Source organism: Bacillus sp. FSL H8-0492 (assembly GCF_038006145.1).
GTDB classification, from domain to species: Bacteria; Bacillota; Bacilli; order Bacillales; family Bacillaceae_G; genus Bacillus_A; species Bacillus_A mycoides.
This window is the reverse complement of the sequence record NZ_JBBOUP010000001.1, coordinates 3,134,285-3,154,785: the sequence shown is the minus strand read 5'-3', so window position 1 is coordinate 3,154,785 and position 20,501 is coordinate 3,134,285. Positions and strand designations below refer to the sequence as shown.

General features: G+C 34.5%; 20 protein-coding genes and 1 pseudogene. 15 read left to right on the top strand and 6 right to left on the bottom strand.

Features of this window, described 5'->3' with window-relative positions; all coding sequences use genetic code 11:
* The first annotated feature begins 76 nt into the window (after positions 1 to 76).
* The 5 genes from spoIIP (MHH66_RS16225) to MHH66_RS16205 all read left to right on the top strand — a co-directional run bounded on the left by spoIIP (MHH66_RS16225) (position 77) and on the right by MHH66_RS16205 (position 4,880).
* On the top strand, positions 77 to 1,231 hold the full coding sequence (gene spoIIP, locus MHH66_RS16225; protein ID WP_002086032.1) for a stage II sporulation protein SpoIIP: 1,155 nt from the start codon (positions 77 to 79) through the stop codon (positions 1,229 to 1,231).
* A 266-nt stretch (positions 1,232 to 1,497) separates the two neighbouring features.
* Entirely contained in the window at positions 1,498 to 1,995 is a 498-nt protein-coding gene (locus MHH66_RS16220) for a GNAT family N-acetyltransferase (protein WP_002031539.1), read from the top strand.
* An 11-nt stretch (positions 1,996 to 2,006) separates the two neighbouring features.
* Entirely contained in the window at positions 2,007 to 2,747 is a 741-nt protein-coding gene (locus tag MHH66_RS16215; RefSeq protein WP_002031537.1) for a M15 family metallopeptidase, read from the top strand.
* 23 nt (positions 2,748 to 2,770) lie between these two features.
* Positions 2,771 to 3,217, top strand: coding sequence for an NUDIX hydrolase (locus tag MHH66_RS16210; protein ID WP_002141412.1), 447 nt, complete (start codon positions 2,771 to 2,773; stop codon positions 3,215 to 3,217).
* A gap of 187 nt (positions 3,218 to 3,404) precedes the next feature.
* Complete coding sequence (locus tag MHH66_RS16205; protein WP_033709015.1) at positions 3,405 to 4,880, top strand: amidase family protein; 1,476 nt, start codon at positions 3,405 to 3,407, stop codon at positions 4,878 to 4,880.
* A 49-nt stretch (positions 4,881 to 4,929) separates the two neighbouring features.
* On the opposite strand, the gene MHH66_RS16200 is transcribed toward MHH66_RS16205, so the two are convergent.
* Positions 4,930 to 6,147, bottom strand: coding sequence for an MFS transporter (locus MHH66_RS16200; RefSeq protein ID WP_002168568.1), 1,218 nt, complete (start codon positions 6,145 to 6,147; stop codon positions 4,930 to 4,932).
* Positions 6,148 to 6,421: 274 nt separating this feature from the next.
* Between MHH66_RS16200 and MHH66_RS16195 the strand changes: the two genes are divergently transcribed.
* The 7 genes from MHH66_RS16195 to MHH66_RS16165 all read left to right on the top strand — a co-directional run bounded on the left by MHH66_RS16195 (position 6,422) and on the right by MHH66_RS16165 (position 12,611).
* Positions 6,422 to 6,850, top strand: coding sequence for an NfeD family protein (locus MHH66_RS16195; RefSeq protein ID WP_002012470.1), 429 nt, complete (start codon positions 6,422 to 6,424; stop codon positions 6,848 to 6,850).
* 2 nt (positions 6,851 to 6,852) lie between these two features.
* Positions 6,853 to 7,824: an SPFH domain-containing protein gene (locus MHH66_RS16190; protein ID WP_016126806.1), complete on the top strand. Its 972-nt coding sequence runs from the start codon at positions 6,853 to 6,855 to the stop codon at positions 7,822 to 7,824.
* 15 nt (positions 7,825 to 7,839) lie between these two features.
* The gene (gene spoIIP, locus MHH66_RS16185; protein WP_002086026.1) at positions 7,840 to 9,051 is read left to right on the top strand and encodes a stage II sporulation protein P; all 1,212 of its coding nucleotides are present in this window, start codon (positions 7,840 to 7,842) and stop codon (positions 9,049 to 9,051) included.
* 91 nt (positions 9,052 to 9,142) lie between these two features.
* On the top strand, positions 9,143 to 9,733 hold the full coding sequence (locus MHH66_RS16180; RefSeq protein WP_016126807.1) for a histidine phosphatase family protein: 591 nt from the start codon (positions 9,143 to 9,145) through the stop codon (positions 9,731 to 9,733).
* Positions 9,734 to 9,739: 6 nt separating this feature from the next.
* Complete coding sequence (locus tag MHH66_RS16175) at positions 9,740 to 10,516, top strand: Cof-type HAD-IIB family hydrolase (RefSeq protein ID WP_078184763.1); 777 nt, start codon at positions 9,740 to 9,742, stop codon at positions 10,514 to 10,516.
* A 148-nt stretch (positions 10,517 to 10,664) separates the two neighbouring features.
* The gene (locus MHH66_RS16170; RefSeq protein WP_078184764.1) at positions 10,665 to 11,210 is read left to right on the top strand and encodes a MarR family winged helix-turn-helix transcriptional regulator; all 546 of its coding nucleotides are present in this window, start codon (positions 10,665 to 10,667) and stop codon (positions 11,208 to 11,210) included.
* A 204-nt stretch (positions 11,211 to 11,414) separates the two neighbouring features.
* Positions 11,415 to 12,611 (top strand): MFS transporter, encoded by a 1,197-nt coding sequence (locus MHH66_RS16165; protein WP_078184799.1) that lies wholly within the window; start codon positions 11,415 to 11,417, stop codon positions 12,609 to 12,611.
* On the opposite strand, the gene MHH66_RS16160 is transcribed toward MHH66_RS16165, so the two are convergent.
* A complete protein-coding gene (locus tag MHH66_RS16160) occupies positions 12,580 to 13,041 on the bottom strand; it encodes a DinB family protein (protein ID WP_016126811.1) in 462 nt (153 codons plus the stop codon). The two genes, MHH66_RS16165 and MHH66_RS16160, sit on opposite strands and share 32 nt — an antisense overlap.
* Positions 13,042 to 13,212: 171 nt before the next feature.
* On the opposite strand from MHH66_RS16160, the gene alr reads away from it, so the two are divergent.
* A complete protein-coding gene (gene alr, locus MHH66_RS16155; protein ID WP_016126812.1) occupies positions 13,213 to 14,388 on the top strand; it encodes an alanine racemase in 1,176 nt (391 codons plus the stop codon).
* Between the two features lie 31 nt (positions 14,389 to 14,419).
* Here the strand turns inward: alr and MHH66_RS28630 are convergent.
* From MHH66_RS28630 to MHH66_RS16145, 3 genes and pseudogenes are all read right to left on the bottom strand, one after another.
* Positions 14,420 to 14,554, bottom strand: a pseudogene (locus MHH66_RS28630) (class I SAM-dependent methyltransferase); the annotation flags it as partial.
* Positions 14,547 to 15,413 (bottom strand): GNAT family N-acetyltransferase, encoded by an 867-nt coding sequence (locus MHH66_RS16150; RefSeq protein WP_016126813.1) that lies wholly within the window; start codon positions 15,411 to 15,413, stop codon positions 14,547 to 14,549. The pseudogene MHH66_RS28630 and the gene MHH66_RS16150, both read right to left, overlap by 8 nt.
* Before the next feature lie 23 nt (positions 15,414 to 15,436).
* Positions 15,437 to 16,315, bottom strand: a complete 879-nt coding sequence (locus MHH66_RS16145; RefSeq protein WP_078184765.1) for a phosphotransferase — start codon at positions 16,313 to 16,315, stop codon at positions 15,437 to 15,439.
* 383 nt (positions 16,316 to 16,698) lie between these two features.
* Here MHH66_RS16145 and MHH66_RS16140 point away from each other — a divergent pair, with 383 nt between their 5' ends.
* On the top strand, positions 16,699 to 17,907 hold the full coding sequence (locus MHH66_RS16140; protein WP_002141425.1) for a macrolide family glycosyltransferase: 1,209 nt from the start codon (positions 16,699 to 16,701) through the stop codon (positions 17,905 to 17,907).
* A 169-nt stretch (positions 17,908 to 18,076) separates the two neighbouring features.
* A complete protein-coding gene (locus MHH66_RS16135) occupies positions 18,077 to 18,934 on the top strand; it encodes a YitT family protein (RefSeq protein ID WP_078184766.1) in 858 nt (285 codons plus the stop codon).
* Positions 18,935 to 18,978: 44 nt separating this feature from the next.
* On the opposite strand, the gene pdxR is transcribed toward MHH66_RS16135, so the two are convergent.
* On the bottom strand, positions 18,979 to 20,379 hold the full coding sequence (pdxR, locus tag MHH66_RS16130; protein ID WP_078184767.1) for a MocR-like pyridoxine biosynthesis transcription factor PdxR: 1,401 nt from the start codon (positions 20,377 to 20,379) through the stop codon (positions 18,979 to 18,981).
* Between the last annotated feature and the right edge of the window lie 122 nt (positions 20,380 to 20,501).

Sequence of the window (20,501 nt, the reverse complement as noted above, 5' to 3'; positions counted from 1 at the left end):
ATTAACAATATAGCCGGAATTTAAGCGGTCTATTCTCTAGAGCTTGTACATAACTTGAAATAGAGAGGGTGATAGTATGAATCGAGGCTTTTTTTACGTGAAGTTCACAAGTGTACGTAAGTTAGTTTTATTTATTATTACTACAGTACTGGCGACTTTTTTTCTTATTAGTATGATGGTAACCTCTATGAAAGAGACAAAGTCAACGTATTTATATAATTGGTTAAATGAGTTATCGATGAATGGCTACATGTACGTTATTGGGAAAGAGAATCATTATTTTACACAGGAGTACCGGAATTTGAATCAAGACTTTTCTATTTCTTCATTCCTCTTTTCGATGGCTACGAATATTCGTTTTGATGATGTACGTAGTTTTGTCGGGAAAGAACTTCCGGGATTTGGGAAATATGATACAGAAATCGTTATAGCAGGTGAAGGAACAAATTATTCCAACTTACCGATAGAATCGAGTGTTCCTCTTGAAGAAGTAGTGAAGGAACGGACTGGAGAAGCTGGACAAGTTCCTAAGCCTGATCCGAATAAAGAGAAGAAACAACCAGCTCAAACGACTGGAAAAAGACAAGTTGCATTGATTTATCATTCACATAGCTGGGAATCTTATTTGCCGTTACTTAACTTAACAAATGATCCTAATCCAAATAAAGCAACGAGTTCTGTAACGAATATTTCAATAGTTGGAGATCGCTTTCGTGAACAACTGGCAAGTGAAGGGATAGGTGCTACTAATGATAAGACTAATGTCGGTCAAAAATTAATAAGTAAAGGATTAAATAGTAATAGTTCTTATAAACTGTCACGAGAAATTGTACAAGAAGCGATGGCTGGTAATAAAGAACTCCAATATTTTTTCGATTTGCACCGTGATAGTGCACGGAAAAATGTCACGACAAAAACAATTGGAGATAAATCATATGCAAAGCTTGCTTTTGTAATTGGGAAAGGTAACAAAAACTATGAAAAAAACTTACAATTAGCAACTGCGTTACATGAGACGATTAGTAAGAAATATCCGGGAATGAGCCGTGGTGTAATTCAAAAAGGATTCCAAACAGGAAATGGAGTCTACAATCAAGACCTATCAGGACAAGCGATATTAATTGAAGTTGGCGGGGTAGATAATACAGAGGAAGAATTAAATCGATCAATTGATGCACTTGCTAAGGCATTTGGTGAATATTTTTGGCAAGCAGAAAAAGTGAATGGATAAAGTGAAATTTGAATTAGTGGTAGGCATTGCCGATGGTTATCAGCCTACATCAATTGGGGGAAAACGTAAGTGTACAGCTTACGTTTTTTGTTTGTCATGAAATGAGGATGAAAAGATGTCACATTATAGACATAATTTGTAATTGCTATAGTAATATCGAAATTTGTCTATTTATAATAGGAGAATTAGAAAGGGATTTTCGCAAAAATAGAGAAAATCTTTTTACAAGGAAAATTTTTAACTAACAGAATGGGTAGGGGATCAAGGTGATACGAGAGATTAGAGTAGAAGATGCAGCATCATTTTTACAATTAAGTAAGCAGTTAGACGAAGAAACGAAATTTATGTTATACGAACCAGGGGAAAGAAAAACCACAGTAGAGCAACAAGAAAAGATGGTCCACCGTTTTATAGAAAATGAATATGCAACAATATTTGTAGCAGTTGAAGATGATAGAGTAGTTGGATTTATTTTAGCCAATGGTAATGATGTTCAAAGAAAGAGACATGTGGCAGGCATTGTAATTGGTATTTTGCAAGAGTATAGTGGCCGAGGTATTGGAACGAGTTTGTTTAAAGAAGTAGAGAAGTGGGCAAGATTACATGATGTATGGCGTTTAGAATTAACGGTAATGGCCCACAATACAAGAGCTCAGGCACTATATAGCAAAATTGGATTTGAACAAGAAGGTGTCAAAAAATCTGCTCTTATCATCGATGGAAAAGGTATCGATGAGTATGAAATGGCCAAATTATTAAAATAAGAGGTCGTTATATGAAAAAAAGATGGGCACTACTTGGTATCGTAGCAATGATACTGATCATTGGAGTAGCAGGAATAAATTATAAGATGTACAAGGAGCAAGAGGCGAAGGAAGTAAATGTAAACAATATATTTCCGAAAGCTAAAGAAACGATTGCTAATATGGATGGGGATATCGCAGTCATTAGTAATCCAAGTTCGATGCTTGTACTTGTGAATAAAAATAGGCGTTTACCAGATGGGTATAGACCGCCAGATTTAGTTGTTCCGAAAGTACGTTACTCTAGTGAAGGTGATCAAGAGAAGAAAAAGATGAGGAAAGAGGCAGCGGTGGCACTTGAGGAAATGTTTCAGCAAGCCAATAATGAGCGGATTTTCCTTTTTGCAGTCTCTGGATTTAGATCTTTTGATCGACAAAAAGCATTAAATACAATGTATAAAAGACAAGATGGAGAAGCAAAGACAGCGATGTCTAGTGCAGTCCCTGGTACGAGTGAACATCAAACAGGACTAGCTATGGATATTACATCTCAATCTGCTAAATTTCAGCTAGAAACTGTTTTTGGGGAGACGAAAGAAGGAAAGTGGCTTTCTGAAAATGCCCATAAGTTTGGTTTTGTTATTAGATATACGAAAGAGAAAGAAGGGATTACCGGTTATCGTTATGAACCGTGGCATGTACGGTATGTTGGGAATCCGCAAGCTACATATTTATATGAAAACCAACTGACGATTGAAGAAGTAACGCAGTAATGAATTGAGGGGAGAGGGCTAAGATGACGATGTTATATAAGAAAAAGGTACATGCATATATTACGAGAGAAAAAGAAGGGGCTATGCAACTACTCGTTTTTAAACATCGTGATATACGAGAGGCTGGTATCCAAGTTCCAGGCGGGACGGTAGATGAAGGCGAAACGTTAGAGGCAGCAATTTTACGTGAAGTACAAGAAGAGTCAGGACTACGCCATTTTTGTATCGAGCGCTTCCTTTCTGATTACATTATTTATATGAAAGAAAAAAAGGAATATCAAAAACGTCATTTTTTCCACATTTCATTATTAACAGATGTGAAAGATACGTGGGAACATATAGTAAGTGCTGGTGAGGAAGACAAAGGTTTAGTATTTTGTTATGAATGGATTGATATTAACAAATGCCCTGAATTAGCAGGTAAACAAGGCGAGTTTTTACATTTGTTAGAAGAGGTATATGTAAAATAATAAAAAGAGTCTGAGGCGATATTGTATTCGTTTCAGACTCTTTTTATTTCTCTGGAAATTAAAGGTTTTTAAACTGGTGAGTTGAATTTCTTTAAAGGGATTGTAGCTGTTTATGCGAGGAGCGGAGAAAATGAAAAAGTAATAGATACACGTCATATATATAAGGGCTTATAAAAGGAGAATGAAAATGGAAATTCAGTTTAATACATTATTGCAAAAAGAATTAACAATTCATGATATTCAAAAGGAAATGGAAGCTGGGAAGTTAACTTCAAAAGAACTAGTCATGTATTATCTTCATAGAATCGCAAAGTATGACCAAGATGGTCCGAAAATCAATTCTATTTTAGAAATCAATCCGGATGCTATCTTTATTGCAGAAGCGCTAGATCATGAAAGAAAGACAAAAGGTGTAAGAGGTCCATTACATGGTATACCTGTTTTACTTAAGGATAATATTGAAACGAATGACTCGATGCATACAAGTGCTGGTACGATTGCCCTGGAACAAAATATAAGTAGTGAAGATGCATTTCTTGTTAAAAAGCTCCGAGAAGCAGGTGCGATTATACTAGGGAAAGCAAATATGACAGAGTTAGCAAACGGAATGTCTTTTGAAATGTGGGCTGGATATAGCGCTAGAGGCGGTCAAACGATTAATCCTTACGGTACAGGAAAGGATGATATGTTTGTTGGTGGATCGAGTACAGGATCTGCCGTTGCAGTTGCTGCTAACTTTACTGTATTATCCGTTGGAACAGAGACAGATGCTTCTATTTTGAGCCCAGCTGTTCAAAACTCTGTAGTAGGTATTAAACCGACAGTTGGTTTAATTAGCCGTAGAGGAATTATTCCGTTCACATATTCTCAAGATACAGCCGGTCCGTTTGCTAGAACGGTAACAGATGCTGCTATTTTACTAGGGAGTCTAACTGGGGTGGATGAAAAAGATGTAGCTACTCATAAAAGTGAAGGCATGGCATATCAAGATTATACATCTTATCTTGATGCTAATGGTTTAAAGGGAGCGAAGATTGGTGTTTATAGCAATGCTCCAAAAGATTATTACGAAAATGGTGAGTACGATGAAAAATTGTTTGAGGAAACGATCCAAGTATTACGTAGTGAGGGAGCGACAGTAGTAGAAGATATTGATATTCCGTCTTTTCATAGGGAATGGAGTTGGGGAGTTCCACTTTATGAGCTGAAACACAGCTTGGATAACTATCTTTCTAAATTACCTTCTACTATTCCAGTACATTCTATTTCGGAGTTAATGGAGTTTAATAAAAACATAGCAGAAAGAGCTTTGAAATATGGACAAACTAAGTTAGAAAGAAGAAAAGATTTTCCTAATACGTTAAGAAATCCAGAATATTTAAACGCAAGATTAGAAGATATATATTTTTCGCAAAAACAAGGTATTGATTTTGCGTTGGAAAAATATAATCTGGATGCGATACTGTTCCCTTCTTATATAGGATCTACTATATGTGCGAAAGCAGGTTATCCGTCTATAGCAATGCCTGCGGGATATATGGATAATGGGAGGCCTTTTGGAATTACTCTTGCAAGTGCTGCTTTTAGTGAAGGGGCATTAATTAAACTAGCATATGCTTTTGAACAAGCGACAAAACATAGGAAGATTCCCAACTTGTCATGAATAGAATAAACAAAGAGGACAGGAATTCCTGTCCTTTTTGTTTTAATGATTAAAGTGAAATATCTTTCTGCTCCGTCTTCTGATATTTTAATAAGTTAAAGGATAAACAAGCAGAACATAAAATAAGAAAAGCGGCGATAATATAAATAGTACGAACGCCGAACATATCAGTAATAATTCCAACGCTAAGCATAGAAAGACCAGAAGCTGTCGAGAGAAGTGCACCATGAGCTGTATACATCTTCGATAATAAAGAAGGAGTGACGCTTGATTGTAAAACCGTCGTTTGAGAAATATCTCTAATTTGATAACATGGCCCCATTAGAACACAAAGAAATAGAGCAATAAATCCGCTACTTGTCATACCATATAAAAATGTAAGAATACTAAACATAAGAGAGCCTATCGCCATGGAGCGTATTAAATTTTTTTGAATATATGTACTCATTTTCCACGCTAATATCCCACCAATTAATGTGCCGACGTAATAACTTGTGTTAATATATCCCCACCAATCTTCGCCTTTATGAAGAACAGTCGTTACATATGCCATCGTAATAGCACCGATCCATATCGTCCCTGCGAAAGTTTCAATTAAGTCCATAATTGTAACGATGCGCAGAGACGGGTGTTGAAATAACAGTTTCCATCCTTCTAATAATGCAGTAGTTTTTGAAGAAGTGGGTTCTGCTACTCGTTCAGCTTGTATAGATTGTAATGAAAGGTGTAATGTAATACATCCGAAAATCATCAATATGTTATTAATCATGAGTGTCGAAGTAACGCCAATGAGAAGAACAATTATGCTTGTAAATGAGTATGCAGCGGCTTGTATAATTTGTGTTGAAAAGGAAAAGACACTATTTACTTTTACTAATTTTTCTTGTGGTGTTAAGCGCGGGATAACGGCGTATAGTAGAGGAGCGCTCCAGCCACTACATAATGAAATGAAAATAACAAAAGTTAAAAGAGCAGAAATGTTTGTTGATAGTATAGGAAATAATATCATTAACAATATTAAAAGAGCTGTTTTAATCCATTGTAGAGTATATAGCAATGAATAAGATGGAAACCGATTCATTATAAGTGGTGCAGAGGTGTTCGCGATAAGATTTGTGATAACCTGTAATAATGGAAAAAGAGCAGTAATTGTAGCTGATCTAGTTGTGATATAGATGTGAGTTGTAATAATCATTATGTATACAATGTCAGCGAGAGTAATGCATATTTTGGAGCCCAAATAGTAAGTTAGTGAACGTTTAGGCAATAAGAATACCACCTTTCAAATCAATACTGCTTTTAATTTTAATTATTATAATCTGTAAGTTATATTTTTGAAAGAATTAAATTTTTTGTCATTTTTTGAAAGGGATTTTCGTGTATAATGAAGAATATATTAATATAGCATTTTATTAATGCTTGTTGTAACAGCGAATACATATAATAGCTTGTAGCAAACGCCCCCTCTATGAGAAAGGGCGGATAAACCATTCTTTTCTTCATATACATATAGAAAATGAGAAAGAAAGTGAGGGTTGCATATGGCTGGATGGGTGATTTGGTTTATAATAGCGGGTATTTTATTTATTGCAGAAATGTTGTCGATTACGTTTTACATGCTTTGGCTTGGAATTGGAGCTGTTGTCGGAGGTCTTATTGCTTTGTTTGCTCCTGATGCACTATTTTTACAAGTTGTTGTTGGGGCAATTGTAAGTTTAACATTGACTTTCTTTACGAAAAGAATTTCTAAAAACTTTCGAGAAGCAAAAGGTTTTACTGATACAGTAGATAAACTTGTTGGTAAAAAGGGAATTGTTATGCAAACGATTACAAGCGAAGTGAACGGTATTGTGAAAGTGGATGGAGATACTTGGACAGCTATTTCGGATACTCCTATTGATGCTGGAGAAAAAGTCGTTGTTATACAGAGGCATAGTACTATTTTACAAGTGAAAAAGGAGAGTGAATAAATATGGCAGTAGCATTAACGTTAACGATTATTTTCGCATTGATTGTCGTTGTATTTATTGCATTGACAATTAAAATTATTTCTCAGCAAAAAGTTGGGGTCGTTGAAAGGTTTGGTAAATTTCAACGGATTATGCACCCAGGATTAAATATTCTAATCCCAATTGTAGACCGCGTTCGTGTATATCACGATTTGCGTATTCAACAAACGAATGTACCACCACAAAAGGTAATAACGAAAGATAATGTACAAGTAGAAATTGATACAATTATTTTCTATCAAATTGTTGAACCAGAGCTTGCGACATATGGTATTTCAAACTATGAATATGGTGTTCGTAATATTACATCTGCAACAATGCGTCAAATTATTGGTAAAATGGAGCTTGATGAAACATTATCAGGTCGTGAAAAAATTTCAACAGAAATTCGTTTAGCACTTGATGAAGCGACAGAAAAATGGGGCGTTCGTATTGAGCGTGTCGAAATAGTCGATATTAATCCACCAAAAGATGTGCAAGTATCAATGGAAAAACAAATGAAAGCAGAACGTAATAAACGTGCGATCATTTTAGAAGCTGAAGCAGCGAAACAAGATAAAGTCCTTCGGGCTGAAGGGGAAAAACAAAGTAAAATTTTAATGGCTGAAGGGGATAAAGAAGCGCGTATTCGAGAAGCTGAAGGTTTAAAAGAAGCAAAAGAATTAGAAGCACAAGGGGAAGCAAGAGCGATTGAGGAAATCGCAAAAGCAGAACAAAACCGAATTGAATTACTTCGCGCAGCAGATTTAGATGAACGCGTACTTGCTTATAAATCGTTTGAATCATTAATTGAGGTTGCAAAAGGACCAGCGAATAAAGTCTTTATTCCGTCTAATGCAATTGAAACACTTGGTACTCTTGGTGCAATTGGGGAAATCTTCAAAGAAAAACAAGCGAAGAAATTACCTTCGTCAGATACAGAAAAAGAACAATAAGAGTGAGAAAGAGAAATGGGATGCCATTTCTCTTTTTTTTTTGCGTATATTACGAAAAGCTTGTACATATCCATGTATAAAGAAGGTGATACATTGAAAAAGTATGCAACCCGTATACATGGGAAGAAACTAATCTCGTTACTCTTTCTATATGCACTAGTCATAATTATTATTGCGTCGATTTTGACGTCGCTTTTACATACAATGAAATCGAATTACGTGAATCAATGGTTTGGAAAAGTATCGATGCAAGGTTTTGTTCAAATGATAGAAAGTGAGAATCGCTATTACGGATTTGATTATTTTAAGCAGAATAAAAGGGAGTCATTTGGAAATTTAATGTTCTCGATTGCGACGGATTTGAAAATTAAAGATTTAAGAACGTTTGTCGGTAAAGAAGTGCCTGGTATGTCAAAGTATTACTCTAACATTATTGTAGCTGGGGAAGGGACAAACTTTACGAATATCCCAAATGAATCTAGTGTACCGATTGAAGAAGTAACGAAAGAGCGAGAAGTAGCAAAAGATAAAGTTACAGAAGCTGAAAAGAATAATCCGGTTCAGAAAAAGAATGGAGCGAAAAAAGGTGAAAGTGCAGTATATATTTATCATACACATAGCTGGGAATCTTTCTTTCCGTTATTACCAGGGGCTACCGATCCATCAAGTCCAGATGTAAATGTGTCCTTACTAGGGAAACGTATGAAAGAACAACTTGAAGGACAAGGAATTCCAGTAGTTCATGATAAAACGAATATGGGGGATTTATTAGCGAGTAAAAAATGGAAATGGCCGCAATCATATAAAGCGTCTCATGAATATGTAAAAGAAACATTAGCACAAAATAATAAAATTGCGTTTCCGATTGATATACACCGTGATGATCAGCGGAAGAAGGTAACAACAAAAGTAATTAACGGGAAATCGTATGCAAGATTATATTTTATAATTGGGATGGAAAATGAAGGGCGTGCTGAAAATGAAAAAATTGCAAGAGCAATCAATAGTTATTTAGATGAAAACTATTACGGATTAAGCAGAGGAATCTTTCCAAAGTATAAAAAAGATGGAAATGGCGTTTATAATCAAGATTTATCTAAAAATGCGATGTTAATTGAAGTTGGTGGTGTTGATAATACATTAGATGAATTATATAACACAATTGATGTGTTGACGGAAGCGTTTAGTAAGTATTATTGGAATGATGCAGAGAAAGTGAATGGATGAGGGGCGGGAAACCGTTCCTTTTTTGTTATATAAAGTTAAGAATGTGATATAATGGAGTTTTGTGAATATTAAACAAGGGAGCGGAAGAAACATGCAAATACTACTAATACGCCACGGTGAATCAGAAGCAGATATTTTAAATGTACATGAAGGTCGAGCTGACTTTGAATTAACAGAAAAGGGAAGACAGCAAGTACAAAGACTTGTACAGAAAGTGAAAGCAGATTTCCCGCCAGATTTCATTTGGGCAAGCACATTAAAACGTGCTCGCGAAACTGGTGAAACATTAGCAGAAGGAATTGGGTGCCCAATTCAACTAGAAGAAGAATTAATGGAGTTTAATAATGGGGTACAAGCAGGGTTATCATTTGAAGAAGCGAAAAAATATCCAGAGCCAAAATTTCTTCATGATCGTTTTGAAAACGGGGAATCATTTATTGAATTTCGAATGAGAATAGAAGGGGTATTTTCTAAAATTGTAACAGAGAATACATATGATAGAATTGCAATTGTTGCACACGGTGGTGTAATAAATAGTATTTTACGAGCGTTTTTCCAAATGCCAATTAGCATGGACTATTATTTTAAAATGGGAGATACGGGAATTAGTTTGATTGAACTTACGGATAAACAGAAAACTATTCATTTTATAAATGATACAAATCATTTAGAGGGAATGTAAGAGGATATGTACAAAGTTGTATTTTTTGATGTGGATGGTACTCTTTTAAGTGAGATTGATAGAAGTATGCATGAAAGCACAAAAGAAGCGATACAAAGGTTAATAGATAAAGAAATTCATGTAGTTGTTACAACAGGGAGACCATATAGTTTATGCTCACAATTTAAAGATTTGGGCATAAATATGTTTATTTCTGCAAACGGTGCACATATCAAGTGTGAGGAAACAGTTATACATAAATCAGTACTTTCAAGTGAAATCGTTCATGATATTTCAAATTTTTCTGAATTACATGGTCATGGTGTTTCTTACTTTACAGAAGAATTTGCAATGAATAATATTGCCTCAAAAGATGAACGTGTAATACGAGCATTAAACGAAACTTTAAATTTAGAGCGGTATCCTGACAAAGTTAGAAACTTATCAGAAGAGATTTATTGTGTATGTCTGTATGCTGATGAAACAGAAGCTCTAAAATTCTTTGAAAGATATCCAGCACTTACGTTTGAACGTTTTCATAGTTACGTTATGAATGTATTAGAAGATAATAAAGTATCAAAATTAACGGCTATTCAAAAGGTATTGGAGCATTTAAACATTTGTAAATCAGAAGCAATTGCTTTTGGCGATGGTGGAAATGATATTGAGATGTTGCAGTATGTAGGATTAGGAATTGCGATGGAGAATGGCGGAAAAGAGTTAAAAACAAGAGCAGATTTCGTTACAAAGAAATCAAGTGAAGGTGGCATTTCTTTTGCTTTAAAAGAGTTTGGGATTATTTGAAAAAATAATTAGTCAGCGTAAAAAAATCCTGTGTTAATAACAGGATTTTTTTGTCTAACAATATTCTTGCAATAAAAGGAAGAATGTGAGTATAATGAAAAATAGTTAGGTAAGCTAATTAATTAAGGGGAAAGGAGAGTGAAGATGAATGGATTCAAGAAAAGATTCTCTTCCTTTAGGGATTGAACCTTATGCAGAGTTAATAAAAAAGACAGCATCAGCGGATACGGATCCAATCGCAGCAAAACTTGGTTTGTTAATGTTATGGACGTCTGATAATGTTCTTGATGCTGTTGACGTAGATTTAGCTCCACTTGGTATTTCGGAAAGTAAATTAGATTTTTTACTGTTGTTTATTTTGCGTGAAATGGAATTGAATGGGGAAGAAGTGAACATGAGTCCTTCGGGTATTGCGAGTCGATTAGGGATTACACGTGCTTCTGTCACTGGTTTATTAGATTGGATGGAGAAACGAGAGTTAATCGTAAGATTCCATCATTCTGAAGATCGAAGAAGATTAAAGGTGAAAATTACTCCGAAAGGAAAAGAACTAGTTGCGCATTCTTTACCGACTTTTTGGTTATCTTGCGCGTCGTTAGTTGATGAATTTAGTCAAGAAGAGCGTCAAACTTTAGAGAAGCTATTAAATAAAATGCAAGTAACTATGCAGAAGAAATTAGGAGAAGGCAGATAAAGAAGTTGATTGTGTGAGTCGACTTTTTTATTTAGACATATAATTAGGTTACCTTATTATATGTCTAGCTAATTTGATGAAGGGTGGTGATATGTCTTTTAACGTAAACAAATTAAGTACGTGTTAAAGGAATGTCGTTTTGAGTAGTTTACTTTAGATGTTTTAAACCGATGGGGAAAATCATTGTAAGGGGGAGATTTTATGATGGGAATATCAAAAGAAGTAAATAGTGAAAGGAATTACACAATAATGACAGCGGTGTTATGTTGGGCGGGCATGGTAGTTATGTCCAGCCTATATGTGACGATTCCTTTAACCGCTCTATTTTCAGACCTTTTTAAGGTTTCATTAGCACAATCTGCGGCTACAGGCAGTATATTTTCTGTTGGCTTTGCTATAGGTTGTTTGTTATTTGGGGCAATCTCTGATAAATATGGGAGAAAAAAAGTGATCTTTATTGGACTGCTTGCACTGTCGATTGTTTCTTTTTTCTTAGGGATTGTGGATAGTTTATTTTGGCTTGTTATTCTTCGAGGGTTACAGGGGATAGCAGCAGCTACATTTTCTCCAGTAGCGTTAGCTTACGTTGTAGAAATGTTTCCAGTAGAAAAAAAGGTTACAACAATAGGATTTGTTAGTACCGGTTTTTTAGTAGCTGGAATTGCAGGGCAAGTAATAAGTACAGCTGTTAGTCAGCATTTTGGATGGCATATGGTGTTCTTTCTTCTTAGTATTATCTATATCATTACTGCTGTATTGGTTCATTATTCTCTTCCGAAAGGGGAAACGTCTCAATCCAATACTGATATTTTGGGACCAATTAAACAGATGGGTAAAGTTTTTACACATAAAAGCTTAGTATTGAGCTATATGATTGCATTTGTTTTGTTAATGGCTTTTGTTAACATGTATACTGTTTTAGGGAATTATTTGAGCAGTCCTACTTACAATTTAACTTCAGAACAAATTCTTTATTTTCGCTTAGCGGGGCTATTTGGTATGTTGCTGTCACCACTTGCGGGTCGTTTAACAAAGAGATTCGGAGTAAGGCAAGTTCTTCAGGGCGGATTGTTGGTCGCTATTTTTAGTTTAAGTTCAATGGGCTTTATTTCGAACCTGCCGCTACTTGTAATGATGAGCATCTGTTTTGTAATAGGTATTGCTATATCCGTTCCATCGTTAGTTTCTCTTGTTGGCCAATTAGGAGGGGAAGCAAGGGGAATAGCAGTTTCTATTTATACATTTATTTTATTTTTAGGAACTAGTATAGGACCTATTATTTCTATTTATTTTATGAAAATAGGAGAATATGCTCAGACGTTTGTTTTATTAGGATTGATACTCTTTATTGGTTTTGTTTCCGCTCTTTTTATTCGAATAAAGGAATGCAAGGATCTTTAATATGCTCACATAATAAAATATGAATTTGCCCGCGATGATGATAAAAATGTGCAACGATTTCAAGCAACCATTCGAATCGAGAGTAAGAAATACCCCAATAAGCAGTCATAATTTCCGCTAATTCTTCATTGGAATAGGATAAAAAAGTTTTAGAAAGTAAATCGTACCCTTGTATCATCGTTTGCTGTATTTGAGTAATTGTTTCTGGTGTTTGTTCTATATAAAAGGTATGTAAGTCTTTTTCCGTAATACCATTTAATATGAGTAAATCAGCATGGAAAATAAGGGAAAGATGTGTGCACATTTCAAATAATGACCGCTTTGATTCAATCGGCTTTATTTTCAAATCACTTTCAGTATATTGGTTCAGTATTTGAATGGAAGTATCGATAGCAATTTTAACTTGATTCAATGCAGATGGAACAAACATTGTAATTATTCTCACCTCCGTATATAATAGTTTCTTAAGGGTATTATATCATACTCAAAATTCCGAAAATTCTAGCAGTTTGACTAGCATAGTGAAAAGTATTATATTGTAAAAGGTCATATGAAACGTGAAATAGAATGGAATGTAATTATTGAGTTAGGAGTTAGACCAATGAGCTTGAAATATGGAAGAGATACAATTGTTGAAGTTGACTTAAATGCGGTAAAACATAATGTAAAAGAATTTAAAAGACGTGTGAATGATGAAAATATTGCAATGATGGCTGCTGTAAAAGCGAATGGGTATGGTCATGGGGCAGTTGAAGTTGCGAAATCGGCTATTGAAGCAGGAATAAACCAACTTGCAGTTGCATTTGTAGATGAAGCGATTGAATTAAGAGAAGCTGGAATCACTGTACCTATTTTAATTTTAGGATATACACCAGTAGCAGCTGTAGAAGATGTAATTCAATATGACGTTATGATGACTGTTTATAGAGTAGAAGATTTACAAGGTATAGATGAAGTTGCAAACCATCTTCAAAAGAAAGTGCGAATTCATGTGAAAATTGATACAGGAATGAGCCGTATTGGTTTACAGGAAGAAGAAGTTAAACCGTTTTTTGAAGAGTTAAAACGTATGCGATATGTAGAAGTAGTAGGGATGTTTACACATTACTCTACCGCCGATGAAATAGATAAAACTTATACAAATATGCAAACAAGTTTGTTTGAGAAAGCTGTAAATACAGCGGAAGAATTAGGAATTCATTTTCCATATATTCATAGTTCAAACAGTGCAGGATCAATGGAACTTAGTAACACATTTCAAAATATGGTTCGTGTCGGTATTGGAATTTACGGTATGTATCCTTCAAGAGAAGTGGATCATACAGTTGCTTCCTTACAGCCAGCGTTGTCTTTAAAATCAAAAGTAGCTCATGTTAAACATGCGAAGAAAAATCGTGGTGTTAGCTATGGGAATACTTATGTAACAACGGGCGAAGAATGGATTGCAACTGTACCGATTGGTTATGCTGATGGTTATAATCGTCAGCTATCTAATAAAGGGCATGCACTAATAAACGGAGTACGAGTACCTGTAATTGGCCGTGTTTGTATGGATCAGCTTATGCTAGATGTTACAAATGCAATGCCAGTACAAGTAGGAGACGAAGTTGTATTCTACGGCAAACAAGGTGAAGAAGAGATTGCGGTGGAAGAAATAGCAGATATGTTAGGTACAATTAATTATGAAGTTACATGCATGTTGGATAGAAGAATTCCACGTGTTTATAAAAAAAATGATGAAACGACTGCGGTTGTAAATATATTAAGAAAAAAATAAGAAAAAACTGAATCGATATGATTCAGTTTTTTTATTTTTGACAAATGAAAAATGTTCTATTTATACCGTGTAGTTGTATATTGTTACATCCTACAGATTTTAAAGAGGTAATAATTTCGTCTCTAAAATAACATGCTTCCTCGATAGAAAAGTCACTCCTATTCCAACAATCTATAATAATCATACTTTGTCATAATTTCAAAACCACATTGTGTATATAGTTTTAAAGCATTGTTATTTTTCGTTTCGACGTCTAGTTCAATTGTTGAAACTCCTTCTGTAATAAGTGTATGTACCATATAACTAAGAATACCTTTACCATATCCTTTACCTTGATAAGAAGGATGAACTGCAAATCCTGATAGTGTAGTAGATTGCTCTTGCTCAGTAACTGTAATCGTTCCTATCACTTTTTCATCGATAAGAGCACTATAAACTTGATGGGAAGATGAATTCATCATCTTTTGTAACCATGTGGATGTATTTGCTGCCGAATCTCCAAAAGCTTCACTAGCGATTTCTATAAGATCAGGAAGTAATTCAGAAGATGCAACAGTAAGATTAATATTATTTTTCATTGTTTTTTGTGCTTCGTTTGTTTTGAACTCCATACCGTATTCACTGTATAAATAAGGAAAGTTCATTTGTTTTGCAAATGATTTCCCTGAAATAGAGTCACCATTAATTATAAGAAGGGCTTCATCTGCCTCTCTTTTTTGTATTTCTTTCATTGCGGTTTGTAAAAGAGTAGTGCCTATATGTTGTTTCCTATAGTTCGGATGAACAAACCCTATTAACTCCAGTTTTGTTGGTCTCTCAAAGTCATACATACTTAATGCGCCGATTAATTGAGTATCATCATAAAATAGAAAATCATTTACCACTTCTATATTACGGGCAGTTAAAAAGTTTATATGTAAATCTGACGAGTAATCAATTTGATCGTGTTGTCCGCAAATATGAGATAAATCTTTCATTTGCTGAATTTCGTTTGCTGTTAAAGATTTCTTTTGTTCAATATTCATTTCATAATCCCTCTCATTCGTATTTAAAAATAGGATGGATGACTTAGCCACTTGTCTAACTCCACACTGCCCTGAACAGATAATAACCGGTACAAATATCGATAGGGATGTCTACATTCTTCAAGACGAGGAATGGGCATAATGGTTTCGTAACCTTGTTTAAAAGCATGAGCCTCTTTTTCTGTAAGTACATATTCTAATCCAATAAAATCAAACTCTCGTGGAGCAATTGCATAAGCTTCTGTATCTACTAAACCAGTAATAGATTGATCATCTGATAAAAACTGGGTAGGATCCATATCAATTAAAACGAGTGTAGATTCCTTCGGTGACGGCAAGGAAGATAGCTGTGACTCAAAAGTATGAAATGCGTTTTGGATGCTCGCGTTATCGGAATAGAATCTATTTACAAGATCTTTACTGACTTTTAATATGTGAGATTTAAATTTTTCTAGTGGAATGTGGAAAGTATTTGATGGGTTTCCTATAAACTCTGCTTGAAACGAATGAATTTCTGCTAGTCCTTTTCCAAGGCTGAATAAAATAGAATCAGGTTGTCCGAAAAATGATTGCAGCGTATTTCCGGTTAGTTTTTCGACGATTACATACTCTCGCTCATTTAAAACATGTTTTTGCAAAATAGTCGGGATGGGCAAGGTAGTATGCTTTTTCAATAATGCGTGTATTGTTTCTGAATGATGTACATGCCTTGGATCAATTCCAAAAAGGTTTTTACATCCCCACCAAAAATCATTGTTGGGCTCTTCAGTCATTTTTGAGGAACGAACAATAACTTCTTCAGTTTCTGTTTTAACAAGAAACACGTCGCTTGCATGGTCTTCATAGCCCGGATGTAGTGCTTGAACAGATATAATAGGTGAAATGAATAGTTGTTGTAGCATGAAAGGACTCCTTATTCTGTAAATTCTATAAATTCATTATATAACAGAATATGTACCAAGTGGATAATGATGGGGACAACATAGAACTTAAATAAATTTATGGTGAGAAATCAGTGTGAAAATTATATTTTTCTAGTTTTGTATGAATTATCAAAATAATGTTTCTGATGATAAATCTGTAAAAATGCCTGAATGTAAATCCCGTATTTTTCAATAAATGAAAGGTTAAGTCTACTTTTATAAGAGTTATAATGTAGGTTATGAAAAATATTTCTCAATAATAAAATGAAGAGAAAAATATGAAGAAGTAGAATAGATTACTTAATAGTTTTAAATTAATTAATATGATTAACTATTGATTATATTAGATAGGAGAGAATATTATGGCAAATGTACTCGTAATAAATTTCCCTGGAGAAGGTCATATAAATCCGACTTTAGCTATTGTAAGTGAGTTAATTCGGCGAGGGGAAACAGTTGTTTCGTATTGTATTGAAGATTATAGAAAGAAGATTGAAGCAACAGGTGCAGAATTCCGAGTGTTTGAGAATTTCCTCTCTCAAATTAATATTATGGAACGAGTAAATGAAGGTGGGAGTCCTTTGACGATGCTATCTCATATGATTGAAGCATCAGAGCGTATTGTTACTCAAATTGTAGAAGAAACAAAAGGGGAAAAGTACGATTACTTGATATACGATAATCATTTTCCAGTAGGACGTATTATAGCGAATGTTTTAAAATTACCTAGCGTTTCTTCTTGTACAACGTTTGCTTTTAATCAGTACATTACTTTTAATGATGAACAAGAATCGAGACAAGTAGATGAAACTAATCCATTATATCAATCTTGTTTAGCGGGAATGGAAAAATGGAATAGGCAGTATGGAATGAAATGTATTAATATGTATGATATTATGAATCATCCTGGTGATATTACTATTGTATATACTTCAAAGGAATATCAGCCGCGTTCAGATGTATTCGATGAATCGTATAAGTTTGTCGGTCCATCAATTGCTACTCGAAAAGAAGTAGATAGCTTTCCTATGGAAGATTTAAAAGATAAACAATTGATTTTCATTTCTATGGGAACAGTTTTTAATGAACAACCTGAGTTATATGAAAAATGTTTTGAAGCGTTTAAAGATGTAGAAGCGACAGTCGTATTAGTTGTTGGTAAGAAGATAAATATAAGTCAATTTGAAAACATTCCGAATAACTTTAAGTTGTATAATTATGTGCCGCAATTAGAAGTATTACAGTACGCTGATGTATTCGTGACACACGGTGGTATGAATAGTTCGAGTGAAGCACTATATTACGGTGTCCCGTTAGTTGTAATTCCGGTAACAGGAGATCAGCCTTTAGTTGCGAAACGAGTGAGTGAAGTAGGAGCTGGAATAAGGCTTAATCGTAAAGAATTAACTTCTGAATTGTTACGTGAGACTGTAAAGAAAGTAATGTATGATGTAACGTTTAAGGAAAATAGTCGTAAAGTTGGAGAGTCACTTCGAAATGCTGGTGGGTATAATAGAGCAGTTGATGAAATATTTAAAATGAAAGTGAATTCATACTTAAAACTTAAATAAATGTTTGGAGCACACTTACTGAAATACGTAAGTGTGTTTTTATAAATAAATCACATAAAAAATCACTATAAAGGTGAAACTTTTGTGTATATAAACTGATATCTTTGAATTAGTAGTAAAATTACGTTAAAATAATACTAAGAAAATATATATGTTTTGGGGGTAATGAATGAAAAGAGTATTTGAATACGTATTATTAACAATTGGATCGATTATTGTAGCGGGTTCATTAGAGCTTATTTTAGCACCTAATGGATTAGTAGATGGCGGGGTAACGGCCATTGCTATTATGGCAAATAAAGTTGCTGGATTACCGCTTTATGGAGTATTTTTAGGACTTAATATCCCAATTTTACTATTTACTGCAAAAGTAATGGGTAAGAAGTTCTTTATCCGTACGTCTTATGCAAATGTTGTTACAACACTTGGATTGATTTATTTAAAGCCATTTCCAGCAATTACAACTTCGGAATTATTAATTGTACTTTATGGAGGAGTTCTATTTGGTGTTGGTGTTGGGATTGTTGTAAAAATGGGTGGAGCAATTGATGGGTCAGAAATGTTAGCTGTTTGGATGAACAAGCATTTTAAAGTACCAATTAGTACATTTTTACTTGCTGTAAATGCGGTTATTTTCATTTTTGTTGCCATTTTATTTTCAATCGAACAAGCGATGTTCTCATTAGCTATTTTCTATATTGTTACGAAAATGATTGATTTCATATTAGATGGTATTAATCAAGGAAAGAGCGTTATGATTATTTCTGGGAAAAATAAAGAAATAGGCGATTTGCTTATGAAAGAATTGCAATTATCCGTTACGTATCTACATGGAGAAGGTGGTTTTTTAGGAGATCACAAGAAAATCATTTATTGTATTACAAACCGTTTCATTTATCCAAAAATGAAAGATCTCGTTCTCTCTGTAGATCCAACCGCTATAATTGAAGCTTCCTATTCAACAGAAACAACTGGTGTTAAGCGTCCAGGAAGGACTGCTCGATCAGGAGACGTATCAGAAAAATAGTGTGTAAAATAACTCCACATAAGTATAACTTATGTGGAGTTATTTTACTTAGGGAACCAGGCTTCCTTTAGTAATTTGACTACAATTTCGATACTATCTTCGGGAATGCTGCCGAAACCGAGTAGTACATATGACGCCTCGCTTAAATTATGTACAGAATCATATGTAGAGAGTGGGTATAATTTGATTTGTTGTTTTGCAGCAGTATGAATCAGTTCTTGTTCGTTCATACCATTATGAACATGAAGTACGATATGCAGACCAGACTGTTCGCCAAGTATTTGAACACGAGATCCCATGTCATTTTTGATAGATTTAACTAGTAATGTGTGCTTTCTTTTATATAACGTACGACTACGGTTTAAATGACGCTCCCAATCACCATTTTGAATAAAAGTGGCAAAAGCGAGTTGCTGCATTGTAGAAACAGTTTGTTTAAACATGCCTCCAAGCTCTTTATAGATTTTTAAAAGATGAGATGGTAAGACGATATATCCCATTCGTAAAGAAGGTAAAAAGGATTTCGAGAAAGTTCCCATATAAATAACGTGTTCATTTGAATCTAGTCCTTGTAAAGAAGGAATAGGTTTTCCTACATAGCGGAATTCCCCGTCGTAATCATCTTCAATGATATATCCCCCGCGATCATTCGCCCATTTTAATAGTTCGAGTCTTCTAGATAAAGGCATAATTATTCCAAGTGGAAATTGGTGAGATGGAGTGACGTATGCTACATTAGCACTTGATTCACGTAAAGCTGAAATATGAATGCCTTTATCATCTAAAGGAATAGGGTGAATAGGAAGGTCAGCACTTTGAATCATAGCAGTTATACGGTGAAATCCAGGATTTTCGATTCCGTATTCTTTTTTTGGACCAAGCAGTTGAAGTAGTAGCCAAAGAAGAGGCTGCGTACCTGCTCCGATAATAATTTGATCAGGTGTAGAATGTACCCCGCGAGCATGATATAAATACTTTGAAATATGTTCTCGTAGAACGAATTCACCTTGAGGATCTTCTTTAGCAAATAATTCATTTTCATATTGGAATAAAGTTTCGTGTAATGCTCTTTTCCAGTTTGTAATTGGAAAAGCTTTTTGATCAATAAGCCCTTGGCTACAATCATAGTCATATTGTTCTTTTTTTATATTGTTAGCGCTGTTTGACACAATTTTTTGTTTATTTTGAATGACATCGATATCAACTTCTGCAACAAAAATCCCACGTTTCGGTTTACTTTCTACATAACCCTCAGCTAGTAATTGTTGATAAGCAGATTCAACAGTAATACGGCTAACATTAAGTTGTACCGCTAAATTTCTGTGAGAAGGAAGGCGTGTACCGGCAGGCAGTGATCCCTGAGAGATTTCTCGTTTCATATATTCGTAAATTTGTAAGTAAATTGGTGTTTTACTTTCTAATTGCAATGGGATAGTAAGATCCATTTTATGAATTCTCCTTTAAAAACTGGCCATATAAAAAATAATCGAACTGTCACTTAAGTTAGGGGCAGTTACTTTTTATAATGATGATATAACATTTAGAAAACTTTTGAAATAGTAAGGAG